The organism is Mycobacterium sp. SMC-15, from assembly GCF_045310925.1.
Taxonomy (GTDB): Bacteria; Actinomycetota; Actinomycetes; order Mycobacteriales; family Mycobacteriaceae; genus Mycobacterium.
The window spans coordinates 588323-611565 of the sequence record NZ_JBJIAJ010000001.1 but is presented as its reverse complement, the minus strand read 5'-3'; the positions used below and the strand labels follow the sequence as shown (position 1 = coordinate 611565).

General features: G+C 69.3%; 21 protein-coding genes and 1 pseudogene. 10 read left to right on the top strand and 12 right to left on the bottom strand.

The annotated features are described in order from the left end of the window. Window positions 1–80: 80 nt before the first annotated feature. Entirely contained in the window at window positions 81–1361 is a 1281-nt protein-coding gene (locus tag ACJH71_RS02910; RefSeq protein WP_406756511.1) for a cytochrome P450, read from the top strand. Here the strand turns inward: ACJH71_RS02910 and ACJH71_RS02905 are convergent. From ACJH71_RS02905 to ACJH71_RS02895, 3 genes are read right to left on the bottom strand one after another with little or no spacing between them, the layout of a single operon-like run. After that, window positions 1358–2158: a carboxymuconolactone decarboxylase family protein gene (locus tag ACJH71_RS02905; RefSeq protein WP_406756510.1), complete on the bottom strand. Its 801-nt coding sequence runs from the start codon at window positions 2156–2158 to the stop codon at window positions 1358–1360. The genes ACJH71_RS02910 and ACJH71_RS02905 overlap by 4 nt on opposite strands. Then, entirely contained in the window at window positions 2136–2939 is an 804-nt protein-coding gene (locus tag ACJH71_RS02900; protein ID WP_406756509.1) for a mycofactocin-coupled SDR family oxidoreductase, read from the bottom strand. Before ACJH71_RS02900 ends, ACJH71_RS02905 begins: the two co-directional genes overlap by 23 nt. Continuing rightward, window positions 2936–3766 (bottom strand): mycofactocin-coupled SDR family oxidoreductase, encoded by an 831-nt coding sequence (locus tag ACJH71_RS02895; protein WP_406756508.1) that lies wholly within the window; start codon window positions 3764–3766, stop codon window positions 2936–2938. The genes ACJH71_RS02900 and ACJH71_RS02895 overlap by 4 nt, the downstream gene beginning before the upstream one ends. A gap of 45 nt (window positions 3767–3811) precedes the next feature. Between ACJH71_RS02895 and ACJH71_RS02890 the strand changes: the two genes are divergently transcribed. The 3 genes and pseudogenes from ACJH71_RS02890 to ACJH71_RS02880 all read left to right on the top strand — a co-directional run bounded on the left by ACJH71_RS02890 (window position 3812) and on the right by ACJH71_RS02880 (window position 5208). Further along, window positions 3812–4378 carry a TetR family transcriptional regulator gene (locus ACJH71_RS02890; RefSeq protein WP_406756507.1) on the top strand — a complete coding sequence of 189 codons (567 nt, stop codon included), beginning with the start codon at window positions 3812–3814 and terminating at the stop codon, window positions 4376–4378. 38 nt (window positions 4379–4416) lie between these two features. Then, a pseudogene (locus ACJH71_RS02885) lies at window positions 4417–4764 on the top strand (bleomycin resistance protein); the annotation flags it as partial. After that, window positions 4765–5208: an SRPBCC family protein gene (locus tag ACJH71_RS02880; protein WP_406756584.1), complete on the top strand. Its 444-nt coding sequence runs from the start codon at window positions 4765–4767 to the stop codon at window positions 5206–5208. A gap of 17 nt (window positions 5209–5225) precedes the next feature. On the opposite strand, the gene ACJH71_RS02875 is transcribed toward ACJH71_RS02880, so the two are convergent. After that, the gene (locus ACJH71_RS02875) at window positions 5226–7418 is read right to left on the bottom strand and encodes an AAA family ATPase (protein ID WP_406756506.1); all 2193 of its coding nucleotides are present in this window, start codon (window positions 7416–7418) and stop codon (window positions 5226–5228) included. 74 nt (window positions 7419–7492) lie between these two features. Between ACJH71_RS02875 and ACJH71_RS02870 the strand changes: the two genes are divergently transcribed. After that, the gene (locus tag ACJH71_RS02870) at window positions 7493–8050 is read left to right on the top strand and encodes a chorismate mutase (RefSeq protein WP_406756505.1); all 558 of its coding nucleotides are present in this window, start codon (window positions 7493–7495) and stop codon (window positions 8048–8050) included. Between the two features lie 8 nt (window positions 8051–8058). On the opposite strand, the gene pssA is transcribed toward ACJH71_RS02870, so the two are convergent. From pssA to ACJH71_RS02850, 4 genes are read right to left on the bottom strand one after another with little or no spacing between them, the layout of a single operon-like run. After that, window positions 8059–8961 carry a CDP-diacylglycerol--serine O-phosphatidyltransferase gene (pssA, locus tag ACJH71_RS02865; RefSeq protein WP_406756504.1) on the bottom strand — a complete coding sequence of 301 codons (903 nt, stop codon included), beginning with the start codon at window positions 8959–8961 and terminating at the stop codon, window positions 8059–8061. After that, window positions 8958–9665, bottom strand: a complete 708-nt coding sequence (locus tag ACJH71_RS02860; protein WP_406756503.1) for a phosphatidylserine decarboxylase — start codon at window positions 9663–9665, stop codon at window positions 8958–8960. The genes pssA and ACJH71_RS02860 overlap by 4 nt, the downstream gene beginning before the upstream one ends. 25 nt (window positions 9666–9690) lie before the next feature. Further along, on the bottom strand, window positions 9691–10908 hold the full coding sequence (gene glp, locus ACJH71_RS02855; RefSeq protein WP_406756502.1) for a gephyrin-like molybdotransferase Glp: 1218 nt from the start codon (window positions 10906–10908) through the stop codon (window positions 9691–9693). A gap of 14 nt (window positions 10909–10922) precedes the next feature. Further along, window positions 10923–11846 carry an SDR family NAD(P)-dependent oxidoreductase gene (locus tag ACJH71_RS02850; RefSeq protein ID WP_406756501.1) on the bottom strand — a complete coding sequence of 308 codons (924 nt, stop codon included), beginning with the start codon at window positions 11844–11846 and terminating at the stop codon, window positions 10923–10925. Between the two features lie 102 nt (window positions 11847–11948). On the opposite strand from ACJH71_RS02850, the gene ACJH71_RS02845 reads away from it, so the two are divergent. Continuing rightward, entirely contained in the window at window positions 11949–12461 is a 513-nt protein-coding gene (locus ACJH71_RS02845; protein WP_406756500.1) for a PH domain-containing protein, read from the top strand. A gap of 50 nt (window positions 12462–12511) precedes the next feature. Here the strand turns inward: ACJH71_RS02845 and ACJH71_RS02840 are convergent, their stop codons facing one another. Together ACJH71_RS02840 and ACJH71_RS02835 are read right to left on the bottom strand one after the other, a co-directional pair. Beyond that, window positions 12512–13411 carry a TIGR03619 family F420-dependent LLM class oxidoreductase gene (locus tag ACJH71_RS02840; RefSeq protein WP_406756499.1) on the bottom strand — a complete coding sequence of 300 codons (900 nt, stop codon included), beginning with the start codon at window positions 13409–13411 and terminating at the stop codon, window positions 12512–12514. 86 nt (window positions 13412–13497) lie between these two features. Beyond that, entirely contained in the window at window positions 13498–14121 is a 624-nt protein-coding gene (locus ACJH71_RS02835; protein ID WP_406756498.1) for an NADPH-dependent F420 reductase, read from the bottom strand. Window positions 14122–14218: 97 nt separating this feature from the next. Between ACJH71_RS02835 and ACJH71_RS02830 the strand changes: the two genes are divergently transcribed. The 3 genes from ACJH71_RS02830 (at window position 14219) to ACJH71_RS02820 (ending at window position 19643) form a co-directional block, all read left to right on the top strand. Beyond that, entirely contained in the window at window positions 14219–14683 is a 465-nt protein-coding gene (locus tag ACJH71_RS02830; protein WP_406756583.1) for a MarR family winged helix-turn-helix transcriptional regulator, read from the top strand. A 137-nt stretch (window positions 14684–14820) separates the two neighbouring features. Then, window positions 14821–16320 (top strand): PH domain-containing protein, encoded by a 1500-nt coding sequence (locus ACJH71_RS02825; protein ID WP_406756497.1) that lies wholly within the window; start codon window positions 14821–14823, stop codon window positions 16318–16320. 386 nt (window positions 16321–16706) lie between these two features. Continuing rightward, window positions 16707–19643, top strand: coding sequence for a PGRS repeat-containing protein (locus ACJH71_RS02820; protein WP_406756496.1), 2937 nt, complete (start codon window positions 16707–16709; stop codon window positions 19641–19643). Window positions 19644–19843: 200 nt separating this feature from the next. Here the strand turns inward: ACJH71_RS02820 and ACJH71_RS02815 are convergent, their stop codons facing one another. Beyond that, window positions 19844–21547, bottom strand: a complete 1704-nt coding sequence (locus tag ACJH71_RS02815; RefSeq protein WP_406756495.1) for a DEAD/DEAH box helicase — start codon at window positions 21545–21547, stop codon at window positions 19844–19846. Window positions 21548–21602: 55 nt separating this feature from the next. Between ACJH71_RS02815 and ACJH71_RS02810 the strand changes: the two genes are divergently transcribed. Continuing rightward, a complete protein-coding gene (locus ACJH71_RS02810; protein WP_406756494.1) occupies window positions 21603–22304 on the top strand; it encodes a M24 family metallopeptidase in 702 nt (233 codons plus the stop codon). 7 nt (window positions 22305–22311) lie between these two features. On the opposite strand, the gene ACJH71_RS02805 is transcribed toward ACJH71_RS02810, so the two are convergent. Beyond that, window positions 22312–23223 (bottom strand): SDR family NAD(P)-dependent oxidoreductase, encoded by a 912-nt coding sequence (locus ACJH71_RS02805; protein ID WP_406756493.1) that lies wholly within the window; start codon window positions 23221–23223, stop codon window positions 22312–22314. Window positions 23224–23243 lie beyond the last annotated feature (20 nt).

Genomic DNA, 23243 nt, shown 5'->3' with positions numbered 1-23243 from the left:
TAGGCATGACGCATTCTAGCAATTTGATCGATCGATCAGCGCTACGAGGTCGCGGCGCGAGCGAAAGGGCGTATCGGGCGATGGTGGATCTCGCGGCGGTGGACTACTTCTCCGACGAAACCGTCACCCAGGATCCCTACGCCTACTACGAATACCTGCGCGGATGCGGGCCGGTGTTCGCCGAGCCGCATCACGGCGTCGTGGCCGTCACCGGCTACGACGAGGTGCTCGCCGCCTTCAAAGACCACGACTCGTTCTCGGCGGTGAATGCCATCGGCGGACCTTTTCCCCCGCTGCCGTTCGAGCCCGAGGGCGACGACATCACCGAGCAGATCGAGGCACACCGGCACGAGTTCCCGATCTTCGAACACGTCGTGGTGATGGATCCGCCTGCGCATACCCGAGCGCGCTCGCTGCTGAGCGGGCTGCTGACCCCCAAGCGGCTGAAGGAGAACGAGGAGTTCATCTGGCAGCTGACCGATACGCAGCTCGACGAATTCATCGGCACGGGACGCTGCGAGTTCCTGTTCGACTACGCCAAACCGTATGCAACCCTGGCCATCACCGATCTGCTCGGGGTTCCCGAGGAGGATCGCGCCGAATTCCGCAGTGCGCTGGGTGCCGGGCATCGCGAGGGGCAACATGTCGGATCCCTTGACGGTACGCCGGTGGGACTCAATCCCCTGCGGTACCTCGACGAGAAGTTCAGCGGGTACCTCACCGAGCGGCGGCGGGAGCCTCGTGGCGACGTTCTCAGCACCCTGGCCGCCGCGACCTACCCCGACGGTTCCACGCCGGAACTGCTGGAGGTGGTTCACCCGGCCACCTTTCTGTTCGGCGCCGGTCAAGAGACCGTCACCAAGCTGCTGGGGGCGGCGGTGCAAACCCTGGGGGAGCGACCTGAGTTCCAGCAGACGCTGCGCGAGAACCCCGCACTGATCCCCGCATTCATCGAAGAGTCGCTGCGAATTCAGAGCCCCACCAAGATCGACTTTCGCCTTGCCCGCAAGACCACCACGCTGGGCGGGGTGCCGATCAAAGCCGGCACCGTGCTGATGCTCTGCCTGGGTGCGGCGAACCGTGATCCGCGCAAGTTCTCCAACCCCGACGAGTTCCGGCTCGGCCGCAAGAACGTGCGGGAGCACATCGCCTTCGGCCGCGGCATCCACACCTGCGCTGGGGCTCCGCTGGCCCGGGTCGAGGGACGCATCACGGTTCACCGCATGCTGGACCGGATGCGCGACATCAGGATCAGCGAGTCTCACCACGGGCCCGCCGGACAGCGACGCTACTCCTACGAGCCCACCTTCCTGCTGCGCGGGCTCACAGAGCTGCACATTGAATTCGACCCGGTGGGCTAGCTCTCTGCGGCCCACTCCTGCGTAACGCGCTGCTTCTGCTCCTCGATCACCTGCATCAGTCGCGAAGCTTTCGCCCATCCGTAGTAGGCGCCGAAATGCAAAGCAACTTCGTCCATTTCGTCGAACGAGACGTCCCTGCTCTTCAGTGCGGCGTAGACGTGACTGAAGATCGGGTACGGCGCATCCTGGAACGCCACGCACGCCACGGTCACCAGGCGCCGCTGTTTCATGCCCAGCCCGGGCCGCAGCCACATCTCACCGAAGACGAAATTCAGAATGCCCGCACCCGAATACGGGTCGTCTCGGACCGGAGCGAAGGGCAGACAGTTGACGTCACGGAAGGCCTGCTCTCCGGCCCGTAGTCGCGCCTCGGGGTCACTGGGTGTGGCCAGCGGCAACAGCGGCGCCGCGGACGGCACCGGCTCGCCTTGTTCGGCATGGATGCGTGCCCACTGCTCGTCGACGACCATGTTGAACAGTGATGCCTTGGGCCAGCCCGAATACACCGCGAAATGCAGTACGGCTTCGCGCATCTCCTCGATCGTCACGTCGCCGTGGATCAGGGCGGCGTAGATATGGTCACGCAGCGGCTGCTCGGTGTCGGCGGCGGCAACGCATGGCAGCGCGACGAACCATCGATCCCGGCGGCTCAGGCCTGGCCGTTGCCAGATCTGCGCGAAGACGAAATCCAGCAGGGTTGCCGCCGCTGGCGTGGCGTCGGCGGGAACCGGCAGGTTCATCAGCTCGGCGAAGGCGTGGGCACCGGGCCCCGCCTCACCGCAGGGTGGCGCCGGCATCGACTTTGAATTCCAGTCCGGTCACGTGCCGGGACTCGTCGGAGACCAGGAACAGCACCGCGTTGCTGACGTCGCGCGCCTCGGTCATCACGATCGGCAAGGCGTTGCTGAAGATCGGTGCCAGATCCGAGCGGGTTTCGGCCAGCAGTCCGTGTAGCGCGTCCGGGCGCATCCCGGTCTCCACCCCGGTGGGGTGCACGGTGTTGACCCGAACATTCACCGCGGCAAGCTCATTGGCCAGCGCGCGGCTCATGCCGACGACGCCATGCTTGGACGCCGTATAGGGCGTGTGCAGTGGACTGCCCTTCAGCCCGGCCACCGAGCTGATGTTGACCAGGCTGCCGCCGCGGGAAACCAGGTGCGGCAGCGCCGCCGCGCAGGTGTTCCAGGTGCCGATCAGGTTCACATCGACAACGGTGCGCCACTGTGCCGAGGTGGTGGTGTCCCACGTCCCGGCGGTGATCACGCCGGCGTTGGCGATCGAGGCGTCCAGGCCGCCCAACTGGGCCACGCCCTCGGCGACCGCGGCGGTCAGGGCGGCTGCGTCGCGCACGTCCAGGACGTGGGTGATGGCCCGGCGGCCGTGCTGTCGCACCAATTCAGCGGTCTCGTCGAGATCTTCGGTGGTGGCCAGCGGATAGTCGACCTCGGGCAGCGATGCGCAGATGTCGACCAGGATCAGGTCGGCGCCCTCTTCGGCCAGGCGCACCGCGTGACTGCGCCCCATGCCGCGCGCGGCTCCGGTGACCAACACCCGTTTGCCGGTTACCCGCCCGGTCATAGCTTGTTGCAGAAGCCGGCGTCGACAGGGAACGTGACCCCGGTGACGTACTGGGCTGCGTCGGAGACCAGGTAGGCGATCGCGGCGCTGATGTCCTCGGGTTCGAGCATGCCGACCGGCATTGGATTCTGTAGATGCGGCCCTCCGTCGGGATAGTTCTCCAGAAAGGCCGTCATCGCCGGGTTCACCGCCATCATGGTGTTCACCGCGGTAGGGTGCACGGTATTGACCCGGATGCTGTGGGGGGCAAGAGCATTGGACAGGGTGCGCATCAGGCCGACAATGCCGTGCTTGGAGGCGGCGTAGCCAAGGCCGCCGCCTTGCATGCCGCCGAAGCCCTTCAGGCCGGCCGTGGAGCTGGTGAAGACGATCGAGCCGCCGCGGCCACCGGCTATCAGGTGCGGGATGGCGGCTTTGGCGGTGTGAAACGAACCGACCAGGTTGACGTCGAGGACGTCGGTCCACATCTGCAGGTCTTCGTCATCGGTCAGTTCGCGGAATGCCATCGCGGCGATACCGGCGTTGGCGCAGGCGATGTCCAAGCGGCCGAAGTGCTCCACGCCGGCATTCAGCGCCGCCTTCAGCGCCGGAAAGTCGCGGACGTCGGCAACTGAGGCGATCATTTTGCCGCCCTGGGCTTCCACCAGCGCAACGGTCTCGTCGAGTTCGTCGCGGGATCCCATGGGGTAGCCGTTGGAGGGGATGTCGGCACAGATGTCGACGCCGATGATGTCCGCGCCTTCGGCGGCCAGTCGCACCGCGTGACTGCGGCCCTGCCCGCGCGCCGCGCCGGTGATGAAAGCGACCTGTCCATTCAGGGAACCCATGCGGCTACGGTAACCTGGTTACTCATCGGCGGCAAGGGGTGATCGATGGACAGTGCGCAAGACCGGATCTTGGCCATCGTGGTCGAGATTCTCGAGACCGAAGGCTATGACGCGGTCCAGCTCAGGGAGGTCGCCCGACGCGCCCGGATGTCGCTGGCGACCATCTACAAGCGCTACGCCACCCGCGACGAACTGATCCTGGCGGCGCTGGACGCCTGGATGCAGCAGAACCGTTACTCGGGTATCGCCCCGCACGCCCGCGAGCCCGGCGAATCCCGGTATGCGGCGTTGATGAGCTTGTACCGCACCATCTTCGAGCCCTGGGAGCAGCACCCGGCGATGCTGACCGCCTACGTCCGGGCGAGGTCGGCTCCCGGTGGTGACGCCTTGGTTCGGCGGGGCCTGGATGCGGTGGGGCCCGCGATGCTGGCGGCAATGTCCGACGTCGACGACGACTTCATCGCCGACCTGGACGTCATCATCTCCAACCTGGTGCACGGGTTGTCCGCGCGGTTCGCCGCAGGCGAGATCGCCATCACCGAGATGCTTCCCAGCCTTGATCGGGCGGTGTACTGGCTCACCAGCGGGTATGAGCAGCAGCGCGGCCGCTAGCCGTTGGTGCCGCGACGTACGCTGACGCTATGGCCGACATCGAGTTCACCTCGGTCGCACCGATCATTCCCGTGCGAGACCTCGACGCTGCGCTGGACCGCTACCGCCGGCTCGGGTTCACCGTCAACCATTACGGCGGGCCGGCCCGGTACGGATTCGCCGACCGCGGCTCGGTTTCGCTGCACCTTTCCGAGTGGGCCGAACACGATCCGCTGCGCACGGCCGCAAGTGTGTATTTCTATGTCGACGACGCCGACGCGCTCTATGCGCAATGGTCGGCATCGGGCGTACCGGGCCGCTTTGTCGAACCGGTCGACACCGACTACCAGCTCAGGGAATTCGCCTACGTCGACCCCGAAGGCACCTTGCACCGCGTCGGCTCGCCACTGCCGGCGAAGGTCGTCAGCGCCAGCAGGGTGATCGCGGCGCCGGCGAAGCTGATCTTCGACTTCATCGCCGACCCGGCACGCCAGCCGCGCTGGGACGGCAACGCGAATCTGGCCGAAGCCGCATCCGGTCAACGGGTTCATGCCGTCGGGGACGTTTTCACCATGACGCTGACCATGGGAACGGTGCGGGAGAACCACGTGGTGGAGTTCGAGGAGGGACGCCGTATCGCCTGGCGCCCAGCGGCCCCCGGGTGTACGCCGCCGGGTCACCTGTGGCGGTGGGAGCTCGAGCCGCTCGGGCCGGCGCGCACTCGAGTCACCCACACCTACGACTGGTCGGAGCTAACCGACCCCAATCGTCTCGCCCGCGCCCGCGCCACCACCCCGGATAAGCTCGCGGCCTCGTTGTCCCGGCTTGCCGCGCTGGTCGAAGTCTCCTGAACTCGGGTACTCGGAGTTCAGCGGTTGTCGGCGAACGAGCGCAGCGCGTCGACCTGAGCGGGATCCAGTGAGGGACGGACGTTTTCGCGGGCCGCGGCGATATCTGCCACGGTGACGTCGGCGGCGTCGATACTGCGCCGCATCGCCGTCAGGGCGGCTTCGCGCAGCAGTGCCACGCAGTCCGCGGCGCTGTAGCCGTCCAGGTCCGCGGCCAGCGCGTCGAGGTCGACGTCGACGTGCAGCGGAACGGATTTCCCGGACACCCGCAGGATCTGGCGGCGGGCATCGGCATCCGGCGGTTCGACGAACACCAGCTTCTCCAACCGGCCCGGCCGGGTCAGGGCCGGGTCGATGAGCTCGGGACGGTTGGTGGCGCCGACCACCACCACGTCGCGCAGCGGGTTGACGCCGTCGAGCTCGGTGAGCAGCGCGGCCACCACTCGATCGGTCACCCCGGAGTCGAAGCTTTGACCGCGCCGCGGTGCCAGGGCGTCGATCTCGTCGAGGAACACCAGTGACGGCGCCGAATCGCGGGCGCGCTGGAACAGATCCCGCACCGCCCGCTCACTGCTGCCCACCCACTTGTCCATCAGCTCCGCGCCCTTGACGGAATGCACGCTGACTCGACCGGATCCCGCCAGGGCGCGCACCACGAAGGTCTTGCCGCAACCGGGCGGGCCGTAGAGCAGCACGCCGTGCGGCGGATCGACGCCCAGGCGGGTGAACGTGTCCGGGTGCTGCAGCGGCCACAGCACCGCTTCGGTCAGTGCCTGTTTGGTGGCCACCATGTCACCGACGTCGTCGAGGGTGACCGAGCCGACGGACACCTCTGCGGCCGCCGAGCGCGACAACGGCCGGATCACGCTGAGCGCACCGACCAGGTCATCCTGGGTGAGCGTGGGTCTCTCATCGTTGTCGCTGGCCCGCGACGCTGCCCGCAGTGCTGCCTCCCGAACCAGCGCGGCAAGGTCCGCGGCGACGAAACCCGGTGTGCGTTCGGCGATCTCGCCCAATGTCAGCTCCGCGGTGGGAACCGAGATGAGCAGGGTGGCCAGTAGTGCTGCCCGGGTCGCGCCGTCGGGCAGGCTCAGCCGGATCTCGCGATCGCACAGTTCCGGAGCCCGCAGCCGGGGATCGACATGGTCCGGCAGTGCCGAGGTCGCGATGAACGCCACCCCTTCGGTGGCCACGACGTTGCGCAGCTCGGCCAGGATCAGCGTCGCCACCGGTTCCGACGGTTCGGGCAACAACGTGTCGACATCGGCGATCAGCAGCACCCCGCCGTCGTCGCAGACCTGGGCCGCCGCGGAACGTACCGCGGCCAGCCGCTCGTCGGCGGCCAGCGCCCCGATCTCGGGTCCATCCAGCTCGATCAACCGCCGGCCCTCACACACCGCCCGGACCAGGGTCGTCTTGCCCACCCCGGCCGGACCCGACACCAGCACACCGAGATTCGTGCCCGCGCGCAGGGTTTTCAGCAGCTGCGGTTCGTCGAGCGCGAGCTTGAGCCATTCGGCGAGCTTGGCGGCCTGCGCCTCGCACCCCTTGAGCTCGTCGATGGCGATCCGGGCCGGGGCAGCCGGCTTGGCAACGGTCGCCACCGGGGCGGTGGGGGCGTTGCCAAAGGTGACCAGCGAGTTGGGCTGCACGCTGACCGGCCCGGCCGGGTCGACACCGGTGACCGTCAACAACTCCGAGGTCCAGCTGATGCCCACCGCCGACGCCAACGCGGAGGTGGCCGCCGACGTGGACGTGCCGGGGCCCAGGTCACGCGGCAGCAGGGAGACCGCATCGCCGACGGTCATCACCTTGCCCAGCAAAGCCTGGCGCAGCGTGGTGGGCGACAACGTCTGGGAGGCCAGGGTTGATCCGCTCAGCGTCACCGACCGGGCCCCGTAAACGGTCACCGCGGCCACGACGACCTGCGTGCCATCGCGCAGGCCGGCGTTGGACAGCGTCACATCGTCAAGCAGCGCCACACCGGCCGGGGCGTCCGGCCCCGTCAGCCCCGCCACTGCCGACGTCGTGCGAGAACCGGTCAGCGACACCGCATCCCACTCCCGGATGCCCAGGGCGGCAACGGCTTCGGGGTGCAGCCGGACTACGCCACGGCGGGCGTCGACGGCGGAGGTGTTGAGCCGGGCGATCAACGTCAGGTGCCGGGAGGTATCGACCCGGCGTTCTTCTTCGCGCTCTTGCGTGGAACCCACCCGGCCATTATCGGCATAGCACCGGGCGGCCTCCCCGGTAACAGGCGGATCGACCGGGCGGGTTTGATAGAGCCATGCGACCCGGCGTGCTGATTTCGGCGATCTGTGCGGTCGCCGTGCTGACCGTCCCGGCCCCGGCCGGGGCCGACGAGGCATCCCCGTTGTCCGACCTGGTGGACGCCGCCGCCCAGCGGCTCCAGGTCGCCGACGACGTGGCGGCGATCAAATGGCAGACCGGCGGCGCCATCGAGGACCCGGCCCGGGTCGGGCAGCAACTGGCGAAGCTGGCCGCCGACGCTGCCGGGAAAGACCTCGACCCCGACTACGTGCGGCGGATCTTCGCCGATCAGATCGCCGCGACCGAAGCCGCCGAGCACTACCGGTTCGCCCAATGGAAGCTGGACCCGGCGGCCGTCCCGTCAGCCCCCGAACTGGCGGCCTCGCGGGCGCGTATCGACGGCTTCAACCAGGTCATGCTGGCCCAGATCGGCCAGCGATGGGAGCTGCTGCACTCACCGGATTGCGCCGGACAACTCGGCGCGGCAACCCGAACCGTCAGCGACGCACGCCAGCTCGACGAGTTCTACCGGCGGGCGCTGTCGTCCGCGACGCAGGACTACTGCGCCCGGTAACCGCGCCGCTACCGACCCGGCTTGCGCAGCCGCAGCCGGGCCATCGACTGCCCACTGGGCCGACGGATGCCCCGCCGCACACCGGGACGGCGGCTCGGCTGCGCCCGGCGGATCGCCCGCCGCGCGGCGCGGCGCTCCCGGGGGGCGTCTTCCCACGCCTCCGGGTGTGCGGCAACCCAGCGCTGACTGCGGACCGAGAACGGAATGGTGCACAGGTACGCCCCGATCAGCACCAGCACCAGCACGTAGGGGAACAGGAACGCCGCCGCGGCCACCAGCGCCAGCACCGCCAGCAGTACCGCCGCCAGGTGCGGCGGCACCGACACGGCGTGCATCTTGCGCATCGGGATCCGGCTGACCAGCAGCATGGACGTGCCCACCACCCAGATGCAGGTGAACCATTGCGATGTCCACCATCCGTCGCCGAACTCCAGCTTGGCGGCCAGCAGGCCCATCAGGGTGATCGCACCGGCCGGGGCGGGCATGCCGACGAAGAACTCCCGGGTGTAGGCCGGCAGCGTGGCGTCGTCGAGCAGCGTGTTGAACCGGGCCAGCCGCAGTACCACGCACACCGCGTACAGCAGCACCACGATCCAGCCCGCCGGCTGCGTCGACAGCAGCGTCACATAGATCACCACCGCGGGAGCCACCCCGAAATCGACGGCGTCGGCCAGGGAATCGATCTCGGCGCCCATCCTCGACTCGGCGTCCAGGATGCGTGCCACCCGGCCGTCGAGGCCGTCGAGAATGGCGGCCGCGGCGATCAGTGCCATCGCGAGGTGCGGCTGCCCGTCCAGCGCGTACTTGATCGAGGTCAGGCCGGCGCAGATCGCCAGCACCGTCATGGAGCTGGGCAGTATGTGCAGACCCACCGGGCCCCGGCTCCGGGCCTGCTGGGCGGGACTCGTCATGACAGGTCGGCCAGGACGGTCTCGCCGGCGACCATGCGCTGGCCGACGCCGACCAGCGGCTGCGTTCCGACCGGCAGGTAGACGTCGAGGCGTGAACCGAATCGGATCAGCCCGTAGGTGTCACCGATCGCCAGATGATCACCGGGCCGGGTTTCACAGAGGATGCGGCGCGCCACCAGCCCGGCAACCTGCACGGCGATCACCTCGGCGCCGTCGGCGGTGCGGATCCGCACGCTGTTGCGCTCGTTGTCTTCGGCGGCTTCGGCGCGGTCCGCGGACCCGAACCGGCCGGCCCGGTGCAGCACCTCGATCACCTCACCGCCGATCGGAGCCCGTTGCACGTGGGCGTCGAAGACCGACATGAAGATGCTCACCCGCGGCAACGGAGTATCGGGCAGGTCCAGCTCCGGCGGCGGAGGTGCCGAATCGACCAGGCAGACCACACCATCGGCGGGGGCCACCACCACACCGGGACGGGTGGGGGGCACCCGGTGCGGATGCCGGAAGAACCCGGCGCAGGCGCCCGCGGCCAGCAGCCCGGCACCGCGCAGCCAAGGCTGTTTGCGGCCCAGCAGAGCCACGCCCAGCGCACTGCCGACGAACGGCAGCCCGGCACTGTGCATCGGCGGCACCGTCGAGCGCACCAGCTCGATCACGTGCCGAAGACCGCCGGGATCATCTGCTGCGCGGGGGCGTCTGGCCATTGGGCCATCTTAGAAGCTGGGCGGTTCAGCCGGTGAGGTCCCAGACTTCCACCTCGGTGCCCACCGGCAGCTCGGTCACCTCGTCGGCGATGTCCAGGAGGCAGTTCGCCGACGCCAGGTAGCGCAGATGGTGCGAGGCCGGGGGCCCGTAGTTGGTGACGGTCCCGGTTTCGTAGTCGAGCAGCCCGCGCCGGAACTGCCGCTTGCCGGCCGGCGACACCAGCTTTTCGCTCAAGATGGCGGTACGGCGCGGCCGATTCGGCTTGGGCAGGTCCATGGCGCGACGCAGCGCGGGGCGAACGAAGACCTCGAAGGAGACCTGGGCGCTGACCGGGTTGCCGGGCAGGGTGATGATGGCCGCGTCGCCGACCCGCCCGATGCCCTGCGGCATCCCGGGCTGCATCGCCACCTTGACGAAGTGCACGCCCTGGTCGCCGTCGCGGCCGAACACATCCTTGACCACCTCGTAGGCCCCCGCGCTGACCCCACCGCTGGTGATCACCAGATCTACCGCCCCGGCGCGCACGCCATAGCGGTCGAGGACTTCGGTGAAAGCCGCGGTGTCGTCGGCGACCGTCACGGCGGCCACCACCTCAGCGCCGGCGTCACGCACCGCGGCCGACAGCATCACCCCGTTGGACTCATAGATCTGACCGGGCGCCAGCGGTGTACCGGGTTTGACCAGTTCGGAACCGGTGGAGATCACCAGCACTCGCTGTCGGGGCCGCACCGTGAGCTGCGCCAGACCCAGCGCCGAGGCCAGGCCGGCCGCCGGCGCGCTGACGAGTTGCCCGGCCCAGAGCACGGTGGCGCCCTCGGCGACGTCGCCGCCGGCCCGGCGGATGTGGCGGCCCCGGTCGGTGGCCGCGCTGATCTGGACCACGTCGGTGCCGCCGTCGGTGGCCTCGACGGGAATCACCCCGTCAGCGCCGTAAGGGATCGGTGCGCCGGTCATGATGCGGTGCGCGGTTCCTGGCGTCAGCGTGGGGATATCGGTGCGTCCGGCCGGAATGTCTTCGGTGACAGGCAACTTCACCGGCGTTTCGGGTGTTGCCATGGCGATGTCGTCGGCGAGCACGGCGTAGCCGTCCATCCCGGAATTGTCGAAGACCGGCAGTGAGATCGGTGCGATCACGTCTGCGGCCAGTACCAGTCCCTCGGCATCGGCCAACGCGACCGTGACCGGCGGTCGGGCCCGGATCAGATCGGCGACGGCCCGCTGGTGCTCTTCGACGGATCGCATCACGACAGTCTGACTCAGACCGGGAAGGTGATTCCTGTCAGCTCCTGCGAGACCGCCCACAACCGCTGCTGCAACTCGACTTCGTGCGCCTGCTTGCTGGCGTCCACCAGCTTGGGATATCCGCGCTGCTCGCCGATGCCGCTGGGACCGTAATACTGCCCGCCGGTCACCCCTGGGTCGGTGGCGGCACGCAGAGTGGGCAATGCGCCCATCGCCGCACTTTGCACGACCAGGGGCGTCAGCAGGCGGTCTGCGGGACGCAGTAAGGGCGGCAGGTGCCGGGTCAGTTCGGTGTTGGCGGTGCCGGGATGCGCGGCGACGGCGACGGTCGAGCGGCGTTTGGCGGCCAGCCGGCGCTGCAGCTCGTAGGTGAACATCAAATTGGCCAGTTTGGACTGCCCGTAGGCGGCGATCCGGTTGTAGCCGTGTTCCCACTGCAGGTCGTCGAAGTGGATCGCGGCCATGATCCGGTGCGCCATGCTGGTGACGGTCACCACGCGAGACCGCTTCACCCGCAGCATTCGCGGCAGCAGCAGGCCGGTCAAAGCGAAATGCCCCAGATGGTTGACGCCGAACTGCATCTCGAAGCCGTCGACGGTGTGCTGTTTGGGGGTGTACATGACGCCGGCGTTGTTGATCAGCAGATCGATGCGGGAGTGGGCGGCGCCCAGGGCCTCGGCGGCTTCGCGGACCGACGCCAACGAACTGAGATCGAGTTCCTGTACCTCGACGCGTGCCTGCGGGCTGGCGCTGGTGATTCGCTTCGCCGCCGCGTTGCCCTTCTCGAGGTCGCGCACCGCCAGCACCACCAGTGCGCCGTGCCCGGCGAGTATCTCCGCGGTGTGATAACCGATTCCGGTGTTGGAGCCGGTGATTACCGCGACGCGGCCGGTTTGATCCGGCACGTCTTCCGCAGCCCATCTGTCCCGGCTACTCATGTGACAAACGATACTCAGGTGACGCATCGTGCGCCGGATGGTTTTTCGCCGGTCCCGCGGTCGACGGTGCGGCGCGGCCTGAGCCCTGACATCCTCTCCTACATGGCGCAGCATGCAGACCGGCCCACGGCGACCAGCTTGGTCGACCCCACCAATCCGCCCAGCTCCCGCGCGCCCTTGGTCTGGGCGCTGGTCGGTGCGGTGCCCTGGCTGTTTCTGGCCCTGCTGCAGCTGGGTTGGGCGATCGCCGATGAGCGGTTTGCCTGGCTGCACGTCACGGCTCTGGCGTTCACCGCGCTGGGGCTGGTGGTGTCGGCGGTGATCGCCCCGTTGTGGCGCTACCGGGTGCACCGGTGGGACGTCAGTGACCAGGCCGTGTTCACCCGCACCGGCTGGTTGGTGCAGGAGCGACGGATCGCGCCGATCTCGCGGGTGCAGACCGTCGACACCTACCGGGGTCCGCTGGATCGGCTGCTGGGGTTGGCCAATGTGCGGGTCACCACCGCGTCGTCGGCGGGCGCGGTGCACATCGTGGCGCTGGATGCCGCCGTCGCCGACCGGATCGTGGCGCAACTGACCGACATTGCCGCGCTGGGTGCCGAGGACGCCACCTGAGCACTGCCGCCGATGCAGTCAGGGACGAATCCGGCGGGTAGCCACAACGATCAAGCGTTGGAACGAGCATTCCATCGAGCGATCACTTGGCCGGCGAACTCAAGCATCTGGTCAAGGGTGGGGAACATGGCGAAGGCATCCACGATCGCCTCATCGGCACCGGACCCGGCTAGGCGCTCGAGCTTGTCGGCCACAGTCTCAATGGACGTGCCCGGTTCGAGGTTGATCCGCATGGCCGACTTCAGCGCATCCGGATCGCGGCCGGCATCCTTCGCCGCACGGCGCGCAATCGACCACAGGTGGTCGGTGAGCTCGTCCTGTAGTCCCTCGACCCCGAGCCAGCCGGTGCCGATGCGGCCCACCCGGCGCATCGCGGCCTCGCTGGCACCGCCGATCCAGATGGGCGGACCGCCGACCTGCACCGGGCGCAGGTCGGCGTGCACCGGCGGCAGCGAGAAGAACTCGCTGTTCCAGGACACCGGGGTGGTCGTCCACCACTCGTGCAGGAACGCCAGCAGGTCATCGAGCATTTGCCCGCGGCGGCGCCAATTAGCGCTGCGGGCGATGTCGTGTTCGTCCTTCATCCACCCGATTCCCACGCCCACGTCAAGGCGGCCGTCGCTGAGCACGTCGAGCGTGGTCAGCATCCGGGCCAGGTGCGGCGGCTCGTAGTAGAACGTGCTGAGCGTGCTGGCATTCAGCCGAATCCGACTGGTCGCCGTGGCGGCGACCGTCCACAGCAGCACCGGATCCAGGTAGCGGGTCATCTGCGGCGGGTACGGCTGCTCTGTGCCCGGATAGGTGCTCTGCATATCGACCGGGGTGACCAGGCGGTCGCCGACCCACAGCGTGTCGTAGCCAAGGTCCTCGAGTCCGCGGCAGAACGCACTCAGACCGGCTGCGCTGCCGACAGCGGGGCCGACTATGGGGAGCGCGAAACCAAGCTTCATCGCAAATCCTTTCGGTGATTCATCAACCATTGTCTGGGTGCGTGCCGCCCCGGCTCATTTCATGGCTTGGACCGCGGTGCTGGGGCTCAGGCGGCAGGCGCGGCGCCGAGGGCGAAGTCGTAGTTCCCCACCCCGTGGCGTGCGAGGCCCATCATGACCAGGCCCGTTCCTTCCAGCCAGTGCGCCATGTTCAAGCCGCCGACGTCCAGCGGGCGCAACGTGAGGCTTTCGACGAACGCCGCCACGTCCGCCTTGGCGCGTGCGTCGTCGCCCGCGATGAAGACGTCGAGTGGCCGGCCCTGCGCCAGGACAACACCGAAGATGGTGTTGAAGGCCTTCACCACGCTGGCGCTTGCCGGCGCGGCCTTGGCAACTTCTTGGGCGATCGAGGTGTCCGCGGGGATGGCGAGCCCGTCGGCCGCGGGGTTGAAGGGGTTGCTGATCTCGACGATGACCTTGCCTGCGAGGGCGTCTCCGTACTGGGTGACGACCGGAACGACGTGGGCGTACAACAGGGACACGATGACGATGTCCCCGGCCGGAACGGCGCCGAACTCTCCGGTCGTGGTTCCGCCGCCGAGTGCCTGGGCCAGGTTGGCGGCTTTGGCCGGGTCGCGGCCGATGATCTCGACGGTGTTGCCGCCCGCTATAGCCAGCGCGCCGATGGTGCGGGCCATGTTCCCGGTGCCGATGATGCTGATGCTGCTCATGAGGTGTCCCGTCTATACTGAGGCTCGAATAGGTTGACTCTTCAACCTTAGGATCAGTTTGGTGACGTGTCAACAAATCGAGGAGGTGTGGAGGCTGATGGAACCGAACTGGCTGAACCCGCGTGAAGACCGTGCCTGGCGGGCCTTCGTGTACGCGCATCAACAGATCGAGGCTCACCTCAACCGGCGCCTGCAGAAATCAGGCCTGTCCGGGGCCGACTACGAGGTCCTGGCGGTGCTTTCGGCTCTCGACGAAGACCGCATGCCCGCCCATGCACTGTGCAAAGCATTGAGCTGGGAGAAGAGCCGTCTGTCCCATCAGGTGCGGCGCATGCAGAAAGACGGGCTGATCAGCCGGGAGCCCAACCCCGAGGACGCCCGCAGCACCATGGTCTGCCTGCTGCCGGCCGGCCGGGATGCGATCGAGAAGGCGGCGCCGGGGCACGTGGAGGATGTGCGCCGGAACTTCATCGACCTGTTTACCGAGGCTGAGCTCGACATGCTCGCCGCCCTCAACCAACGAGTCCTGCACCACCTGGCCGCCGACGACGATTCCTCGTAGCCCGCATCAGCCGTGAGCGATTCGCCCCCGCATCCCCGCTTGGCGGTCACTAGGCAACTCGTGCGGATACGGTTCCAAGCAGGACGCGGCGAGATGCCGACCCACAGGCGCATTGTGCCGAGGCACGGAGAAGGCAGATGAACAGCACACCGCGCGCTGACCAATGGCAGCGCTTGAGTCCGCGGATGCTGCTGGTGCATCCGCTGCACGAAGTGCTGCGTGAACTGCCGCTGCTGATCGCGGTGGTGGTGTTCGGCTCGGCGACCGACAACCGGCCCTGGGTGCTGGCGGTGGTGTCGGTGATCGCTGTGGTGGGTGTGACGCGCTGGTTCACCACCACCTACCGCATCGAGCCCGACCCCGAGGCCGGCCGGGTCCAGCTGCGCTCAGGTCTGTTGCGCCGCAAGATGCTTTCGGTGCCCCGCAACCGGATTCGCTCGGTGGAGACAGACGCCCGGCTGTTGCACCGACTGCTGGGCCTGACGGTGTTACGGGTCAGCACGGGTCAGCACGCCGCCACGGACGGCGCCTTCGAGCTGAACGCGGTCGAGAGCGGCGAGGTCCCCCGGCTGCGCGCGACGCTGCTGGCCCACACCGGGCAGACCGCGCACGCTGCGACCGGATCGGCGCCCGCCCCTGCGACGGTACTGGCACGGTGGCGGCCATCGTGGTTGCGCTACAGCCCGCTGAGCCTGTCCGGGCTGGTGATGGTCGGGGCCGCGGTGGGCGCGCTGTACCAAAGCGGAGTCTGGGCGGCGCTGGAGGATTCGCCGGTGAGCCGGTCTTGGCTTCAGGCCGCCGAACAGTTCGGAGTCCAGCAGAGCCTGACGCTCATCGCTGCCCTGCTGGTGGTGGTCTCCATGCTGCTGGCGGTGCTGCGGTCTTTGGTGACCTACGGAAACCTGGTGCTGTCCCGCAGTTCCGGGGCGGGCGGCGACGTCTTGGCGTTGAGCTACGGCCTGCTGCGGGTGCGCGAGCACAACTACGACATGCGCCGGCTGCGCGGCGGAACGCTGCGCCGGCCGTTGTTGGTGCGGTTGTTCGGTGGCGCGCGGCTGGACGCGGCGATGACCGGGGTCAACGGGGAAGGTGAGTCGTCGATCCTGCTGCCGCCCTGCCCGCGGGCCACCGCCGAGGGAGTCTTGACCGGGTTGGTCGCCGACCCCGTGGTGGTCACCGGCCCGCTGCGCAGGCACGGCCCGGCGGCGACTCGCCGGCGCTGGACTCGGGCGCTGCTGCTGCCGGTGACTGTAGGGGCCGCGCTGGCGATCGCGACGGCGTTCGTTGAGCTACCGCAGTGGTGTTGGCCGGCCTGGGCGTCGATAACGCTGGGTGCCGCGCTGCTGGCCGTCGACCGGGTGCGCGCCCTGGGGCATCGCGTCGACGCGCACTGGCTGTCGGCCCGCACCGGCAGCTGGGAACGGCGCCGCTACTGCATCGCCACCGCGGGCATCGTCGGATGGACGGTGCGCCAGAGCTGGTTTCAGCGCCGCGCCGGGGTGGCCACCCTGATCGCCGCCACCGCCGCCGGGGTCAAGGCCTACCGGGTGATCGATGTGCCGCAGGAGTGGGCGTGGTCGGTGGCCGCGCAGGCGTCCCCGTGGGTGGCCAACAGTCGCTGGACGCGACAGCGCTGAGTCTCGTGGCGGCCGGTGCCGCAACTACTCGGACCCGGATGCTGCAATAGTGGAATCTTAGAACCGACTAGTAAATAGTCGTCCATGGCAATTTCCCTGGATTGGGCCACGAATGGGTTGTATTCACGATTCGTTGCCGCCGGCGAGCGGCGGTGCGCAGCCTGTGAGGGGTCAAATACCGCCTTTACGTGGGGATTTGGTGCGATAAGCGCCCCTGTTTGACACTGACTGGCTGATCGCCATCAGGATTTTCTATCGATTTTTCAGAAATGACATTCATCACGCCTAACTTCGCTTATGCTCCGAAACTAAGGGAAAGCTGAGTTGTACTTAGCGAAAGGGGTGGAGAAATGGGTGTTCGGCAACGTGGTGTGAGGAATGGTCGGGTGGGGACACGCCGACGCGAGCGTGCGGTGGGTGCCGCCGCCTCGGTCGGGGCGTTCTTGGCATTGGGGTTGGGGCCGTTGGCGTCGGCTCCAGCGGCCAACGCGGACTTTGAGGATCTGTTCACCGATCTGTTTGATCCCAGCGCGTGGGGCAATCTGTCGGGCGATTTCGACAGTCTGTTCACCGGTTCGGACTGGGGCCTTGGTGCGGCTGACGCGTCCGGGGCTGAGCTGGCCCAGATGTGGGACACCTACTTCTATGCGCCGCTGCACGACAGTTTGCAGGCCTGGATCGACTCTGACTTCGGGTCGCAGGTAAACGGTGTGATCAACCAGATGTTCGCGCCCTTCACCGAGGGCTTCTGCGGGATGATCTGCAACGGCGTCGACGGCACCGAGGCCGACCCCGACGGCGGCAACGGTGGCCTCTGGTTCGGCGACGGCGGCGACGGCTGGTCGTCGACCCTCGACGAGGTGGCCGGCGGCAACGGTGGGCACGCCGGTGGGATCGGCGACGGCGGCGACGGCGGTGCCGGCGGCCTGGGTGCCGACGGCGGCCAGGGCGGCCATGGCGGTGAGATGTGGGGTAACGGCGGCGACGGCGGGGCTGGAGGTAACGCAACGGCGACGCTGACCGCAGGTAACGGCGGCAACGGTGGGTCGTCGGGTCAGGCCCAGGACTTCTTCGGCATGGGCGCGCTGGGTAACGGCGGCAACGGCGGTGTCGGCGGCGCGGGTTACACCGGTGCGGCCGGGTCGTTCGCCAACGGTGGTGCCGGCAACGGCGGCAATGGCACCAACGGCGGCAACGGCGGTAACGGTGGGGCCGGTTCGTCGATCCTGGGCATCGGCGGCAATGGCGGTACCGGCGGTGCGGCCGGTAACGGTGGCGCGGGGGCCACCGGCACCGCCGCCAACATCAACGGTGGCGCGGGCGGCAACGGTGCGGCCCCGGGCACCGGCGGCAAGGGCGGCACGGGAGCCAGCTTCTTGGGTGGCAGCGGCACTGACGGCGCCCGCGGCGGTGGCGGTAACGGTGGCGACGGCGGTAACGGCTATGACGCGGCCGCCGATGCCAATGCGTTGGCCGGTGCGGTCGGAGGCAACGGTGGCGCCGCTGGCGACGGCGGGGCGTACGGCAACGGTGGCAACGGCGGCGCCGGTGGCAACGGCGCGAACGGTGCCGTGGGTACGGCGGGCACCGCCACCGACATCAACGGCGGCAACGGTTCCGGTGGTGGTATCGGTGGCAACGGCGGTAGTGGTGGCGCCGGCGGAACCAACGCCGGTAACGCCGGTGCCGGTGGCGCTGGCGGCGCCGGTGGTAACGGTGGTAACGGCGGTGCCGGTGTTGAGGGCACCGATGGCGCCGACGCCGAGGCCGGTACTGGCGGCGACGGCGGTAACGGCACCGACGGTGGCAGCGGCGGCAACGGTGGGTCCGGCGCCAACGGCGGTGCGGGCGGTGCCGGTGGGGTGGCGCAGGCCGACGGCTACAGCGACGGTGCCGCCGGTGCGGGCGGCGTCGGCGGTAACGGCGGAGCGGCGGGCAACGCCGGTGACGGCGGTGACGGCGGAGCCGGCGCGGCCGGCGGAACCGGGACCACTGCCGGCAGCGGCGGCAACGGCGGCAACGCCGGAGACGCCGGTACCGCGGGCGGCGCCGGCACGGGCGGGAGCAGCGGTGACGGCAGCGCCACTGCGGCCAACGGCACCGCCGGTGCGGCGGCCACCGGAGTCGGCAACGGCGGCAACGGTGGTGCGGGCGCGAACGGCCAAGTGGTCACCACCGGTGGCGGCGACATCGCCCAGGACGGCGGCAACGGCGGCGCCGGCGGGGCTGCGGGCGCGGTCGGCAACGGCGGTAGGGGTGGCGCCGGCGGCGCCGGCGTGGACGGCACCGGCGGCAATCCGCCGGCCCAGAACATTCCGCCGGCGGCCGGTGACGGCACCGACGTGCCGGACAGCACCGGTGGTGGCGGGCAAGCCGCCAACGGTGGCGACGCCAGCGATGGAACCACGGCCGGACAGGCCGGCGGTACCGGTGGGCGCGGCGGCACGGTCTTCGATCCCGAAAGCAACACCACCGGCGGCAACGGCGGGTCCGGCGGGTCCGGTGGCCTCGGCGCAGTCGGCGGTGACGGCGGAGGCGGCGGCACGGTATTCGGTGGCGGAGCCGGCGCCGACGGTAACGGCGGGACTGGCGGTGACGGCGGTGACGGCGGGGCCGGCGGTGCGGGCGGCAACGGTGGGGTCGGCGGTAACGGCGACGTCGGCGGCAACGGCACCGGTGGCAACGGTGGCAACGGCGGCAACGGCGGCACCGGGGCCGCGGGTGGTAACGGTGGCAACGGTGGCTACGGCGACACCGATGGTGCCGGCGGCGGCACCGACGCCACCGGTGGTGGCGGCGGCAACGGCGGTGACGGTGGCAACGGCGCCAGCGGCACCAGCGGAAGCAACGGCGGGGCCGGTGGCGCCGGCGGGGCCGGCGGCACTGTGAGTGGTGTCGGCGGTGACGGTGGCGTCGGTGGTGCCGGCGGTAGCGGCGCCGACGGCGACGTCGGTGGTGGCGGCGGGAACGGCGGCACCGGTGGCGTGGCCAGCAATGGAGAGGTGTCCACCGGCGGTAACGGCGGCGACGGCGGTAACGGCGGCGACGGCGGTAACGGCGGTAACGGCGGCAATGGCGGTACCGGCGGGACCGCGGGTACCGGCGCCGACGGCGCGGGAACCGCGGGCGCTGGTGGGGCTGCGGGTACGGCCGGCACCGGCGCGGCCGGCGGCGACGCGGGTACGGGTGGGGCCGGCGGCACCGCGGCCAGCCCGGGCGGCACCACCATCGTCGACGGCACGGCCGGAAATGACGGCACCGCCGGCGGTCACGGCACCGACGGAACCGCCGGAACCGCAGGCCAGGCCGGCGGTCAGCCCTGACCCGAGGGTCGACGGGCTTCTGCTGGCCGAGGCAAAGGTCCCCCAGATCACCCGATCTGGGGGCTTTTGCGTCTATCTGGGGGCTTTTGCGTCTACTGGGCGCACGCCGGCCGCATCGACTGTGCGGATTGGTCGGCGAAATCAGCGGATCAGCAACGAAACCGCACACTCGGCGGGGCGGGGGAGGCGTCAGTCGAGAGCTACGACTCGCGATTGAGCTGCCGGATGGCCACGATCCGCGCCCGCAGCTGATCCGACGTCGCCGCCGCCACCGGGGGGCCGCCACAACGCCGCCGCAGCTCGTTGTGGATCCAGCCGTGCGGCTTGCCCAGGCGATGATGGGCCGCCGACACCAGCGCGTTGAGCTCGTGGCGCAGCTCGCGCAGCTGCCCGTGCGTGGTCACCGGCACCGGAACCCCGCCGTCGTTGACTGCCTTGGACCGCCGATCCAGCTGCTCTTCCTGGCGCTGACGCAGCAGGTCACGCATCTGGTTGGCGTCCAGCAACCCGGGGATACCCAGGTAGTCGGCCTCTTCGTCGCTGCCGGCCGGGGTGGCGGTGCCGAACGAGGCGCCGTCGAAGATCACCTGGTCCAGCTCGGCGTCGGCCCCCAACGACTCGAACTTGTTCTCCATCTCCGACGGCTCGTCGCGCCGGCGCTCGGCCTCGGCGAACTCGTCGCGTTCGGATTCCCGGTGTGGCTTACCCAGCACGTGGTTGCGCTGCTGTTCCAGCTCGCTGGCCAGGCCCAGCAGCGACGGCACCGACGGCAAGAAGATGCTGGCGGTTTCGCCGGGCCGCCGTGACCGCACGAACCGGCCGATCGCCTGCGCGAAGAACAGTGGGGTGGAGGCACTGGTGGCATAAACCCCGACCGCCAGCCGGGGCACGTCGACACCCTCGGAGACCATCCGCACCGCCACCAGCCAGGGGCTGGTGGCCGCGGAGAACTGTGCGATCTTGTCCGACGCGCTGGGATCGTCGGAGAGCACCACGGTGGGTTCCTCGCCGGTCTGCCGTTTCAGCAGCACCGCGTAGGCGCGGGCCGCCTTCTGGTCGGTGGCGATGATCATGCCGCCGGCATCGGCCATGCCGCCGTCGCGCAGCTGGCGCAGCCGGGTGTCCGCGGCGGTGATCACCGCCGGCATCCATTCCCCGGCCGGGTCCAGCGCGGTGCGCCACGCTCGGGCAGTGTGCTCGGCGGTCAGCGGCTCACCGAGGCGGGCCGCGTGCTCCTCGCCGGCGCTGTCACGCCAGCGGGCCTCGCCCGAGTAGGCCATGAACACCACCGGGCGCACCACGCCGTCGGCCAGCGCATCGGTGTAGCCGTAGCTGTCGTCGGCCACCGAGCGCAGATGGCCGGCGCCGTCGGGCTCGTAATTGACGAATGGGATGGGGCTGTCGTCGCTGCGGAACGGGGTCCCGGTCAGCGCCAGCCGGCGGGTGGCATCGTCGAACGCCTCGCGGATGCCGTCGCCCCAGCTTTTGGCGTCGCCGCCGTGGTGGATCTCGTCGAAGATCACCAGGGTTTTCGCGGCCTCGGTACGCACCCGGTGCCGGGTGGGGTGGCTGGCCACCTGCGCGTAGGTGACGACCACGCCGTGGTACTCCGAGCTGGTCTGCGAGTCGGAGTTGGAGAACCGCGGATCGAGCGCGATGCCGTGGGAGGCAGCCGCTGAGGCCCACTGCACCTTGAGGTGTTCGGTGGGCACCACGATGGTGATCCGCTCGACGGTGCGGTCGGCGAGCAGCTCGGCGACGATGCGCAGCGCGAACGTCGTCTTACCGGCGCCGGGGGTGGCCACCATCAGGAAATCTCGCGGCTTGGCGGTCAGATAGCGCACCAGAGCCCGGCGTTGCCAGCCCCGCAAAGCCCGGGTGCTGGGCGCTGCTTCAGCCCGCACCCGGTCTCCTATCTGATCGAGATGCAGTCTAGGGCAAGCCGATAGGATCGTTGGCGTGTCCACCCCGCGTGAGCCGGAATCCATTCGTGTCGAGCGGCTCCGCGACGCGCAGGCCAAGGCCGTCGCGCTGTTCGACGAGATCGAGCGTCGCGGCATGGTCCGCCCCGGAGTCGGCGAGCGGCAGCTCTCCGATGAGATCCGGGACCTGGCCGCCGACATGTTCGGGGTCACGAGGCACTGGCATCGGCGGGTGGTGCGGGCCGGGGAGAACAGCCTGTTGCCGTTTCACGCCGACCCGCCCGACCGTGTCATGGCCGACGACGACATCGCCTACCTCGATCTGGGGCCGATCTTCGAAGAGTGGGAGGCCGACTTCGGCCGCACCTTCGTGCTCGGCGACGACCCGGACAAACTGGCGTTGCGTGACGCGCTGCCTGGGGTGTGGCGTGCGGGTCGCGCCTTCTTCGAGGCGCACGCCGACATCACCGGCACCCAGCTGTTCGAACACGTCGTAGCCCTGGCCGAGGATGCGGGCTTCGAGTTCGGCGCTCCCATCGCCGGGCACCTGCTCGGGGAGTTTCCGCACAAGAAGATCTCCGGTGACGACGCCCGGTTCTACGTCGCGCCCGGATCCGACGAGCCGATGCGCCGGACCGATCCCACCGGCCGGGTCTGTCACTGGATCCTGGAGGTACACCTGGTGAACCGGGCCCGCGGGTTCGGCGGTTTCTACGAGCAGTTGCTCGACGTGGCGTGAGCCCGGATCAGCCGATGGGGTAGACCACCCCGGTCAGTTCTTCGGAGACGGTCCAGAGGCGTTGTTGAACGTCGACGTCGTGTGACTTGCTGCTCGATTCGACCAGCTTGGGGTAGCCGCGCTGCTGACCCCAGCCATCGGGGCCGTAGTACTGCCCGCCACGCACACCGGGATCGGTTGCGGCACGCAGCGTCGGCAGGGCGCCCATGTCGGCTCCTTGGAAGAGGGGCTCGATCAGCGGCGTGATCCGCGCGAGCAGTGGGGGCAGATTGCGGGTCAGCTCGGTGCGGGAGCCTCCGGGGTGCGCGGCCGTCGCGATAGTCGTGGCGTGCGGGGCCAGGCGCCGCTGCAGTTCGTAGGTGAACAGCAGATTGGCGAGCTTGGCCTGCCCGTACGCTGCTACCCGGCTGTAGCTCCGCTCCCACTGCAGGTCGTCGAAGTGGATGTCGGCGCGGATGCGATGACCGATGCTGCTGACCGTCACGACCCGCGAGCCGGGGACCGGCAGCAGCCGATCCAGCAGCAGCCCGGTGAAGGCGAAGTGGCCCAGGTGGTTGGTTCCGAACTGGAGCTCGAAGCCGTCCTCGGTGGTCGACTTCGGCGTCCACATCACCCCGGCGTTGTTGATCAGCAGGTCGATGCGGTCGTGGTCGGCGCGCAACTGTGCGGCGGCGGTGCGGACGGAGTCCAGTGACGTCAGGTCGAGTTCCTGCAGCGCCACGCTGGCTCCGGGGCTGCGCTTGCTGATGAGGGTCGCGGCGTCCTTGCCCTTGTCGAGATTGCGCACGGCCAGCACCACGTGGGCGCCCCGAGCGGCGAGCGCCAAGGCGGTTTCATAGCCGAGGCCGGTGTTGGCTCCGGTGATCACGGCGACCCGACCGGTCTGGTCGGGGATATCGGTGGTTGTCCATTTGGCCATGGGAGGCTCCTGAGCGGTAG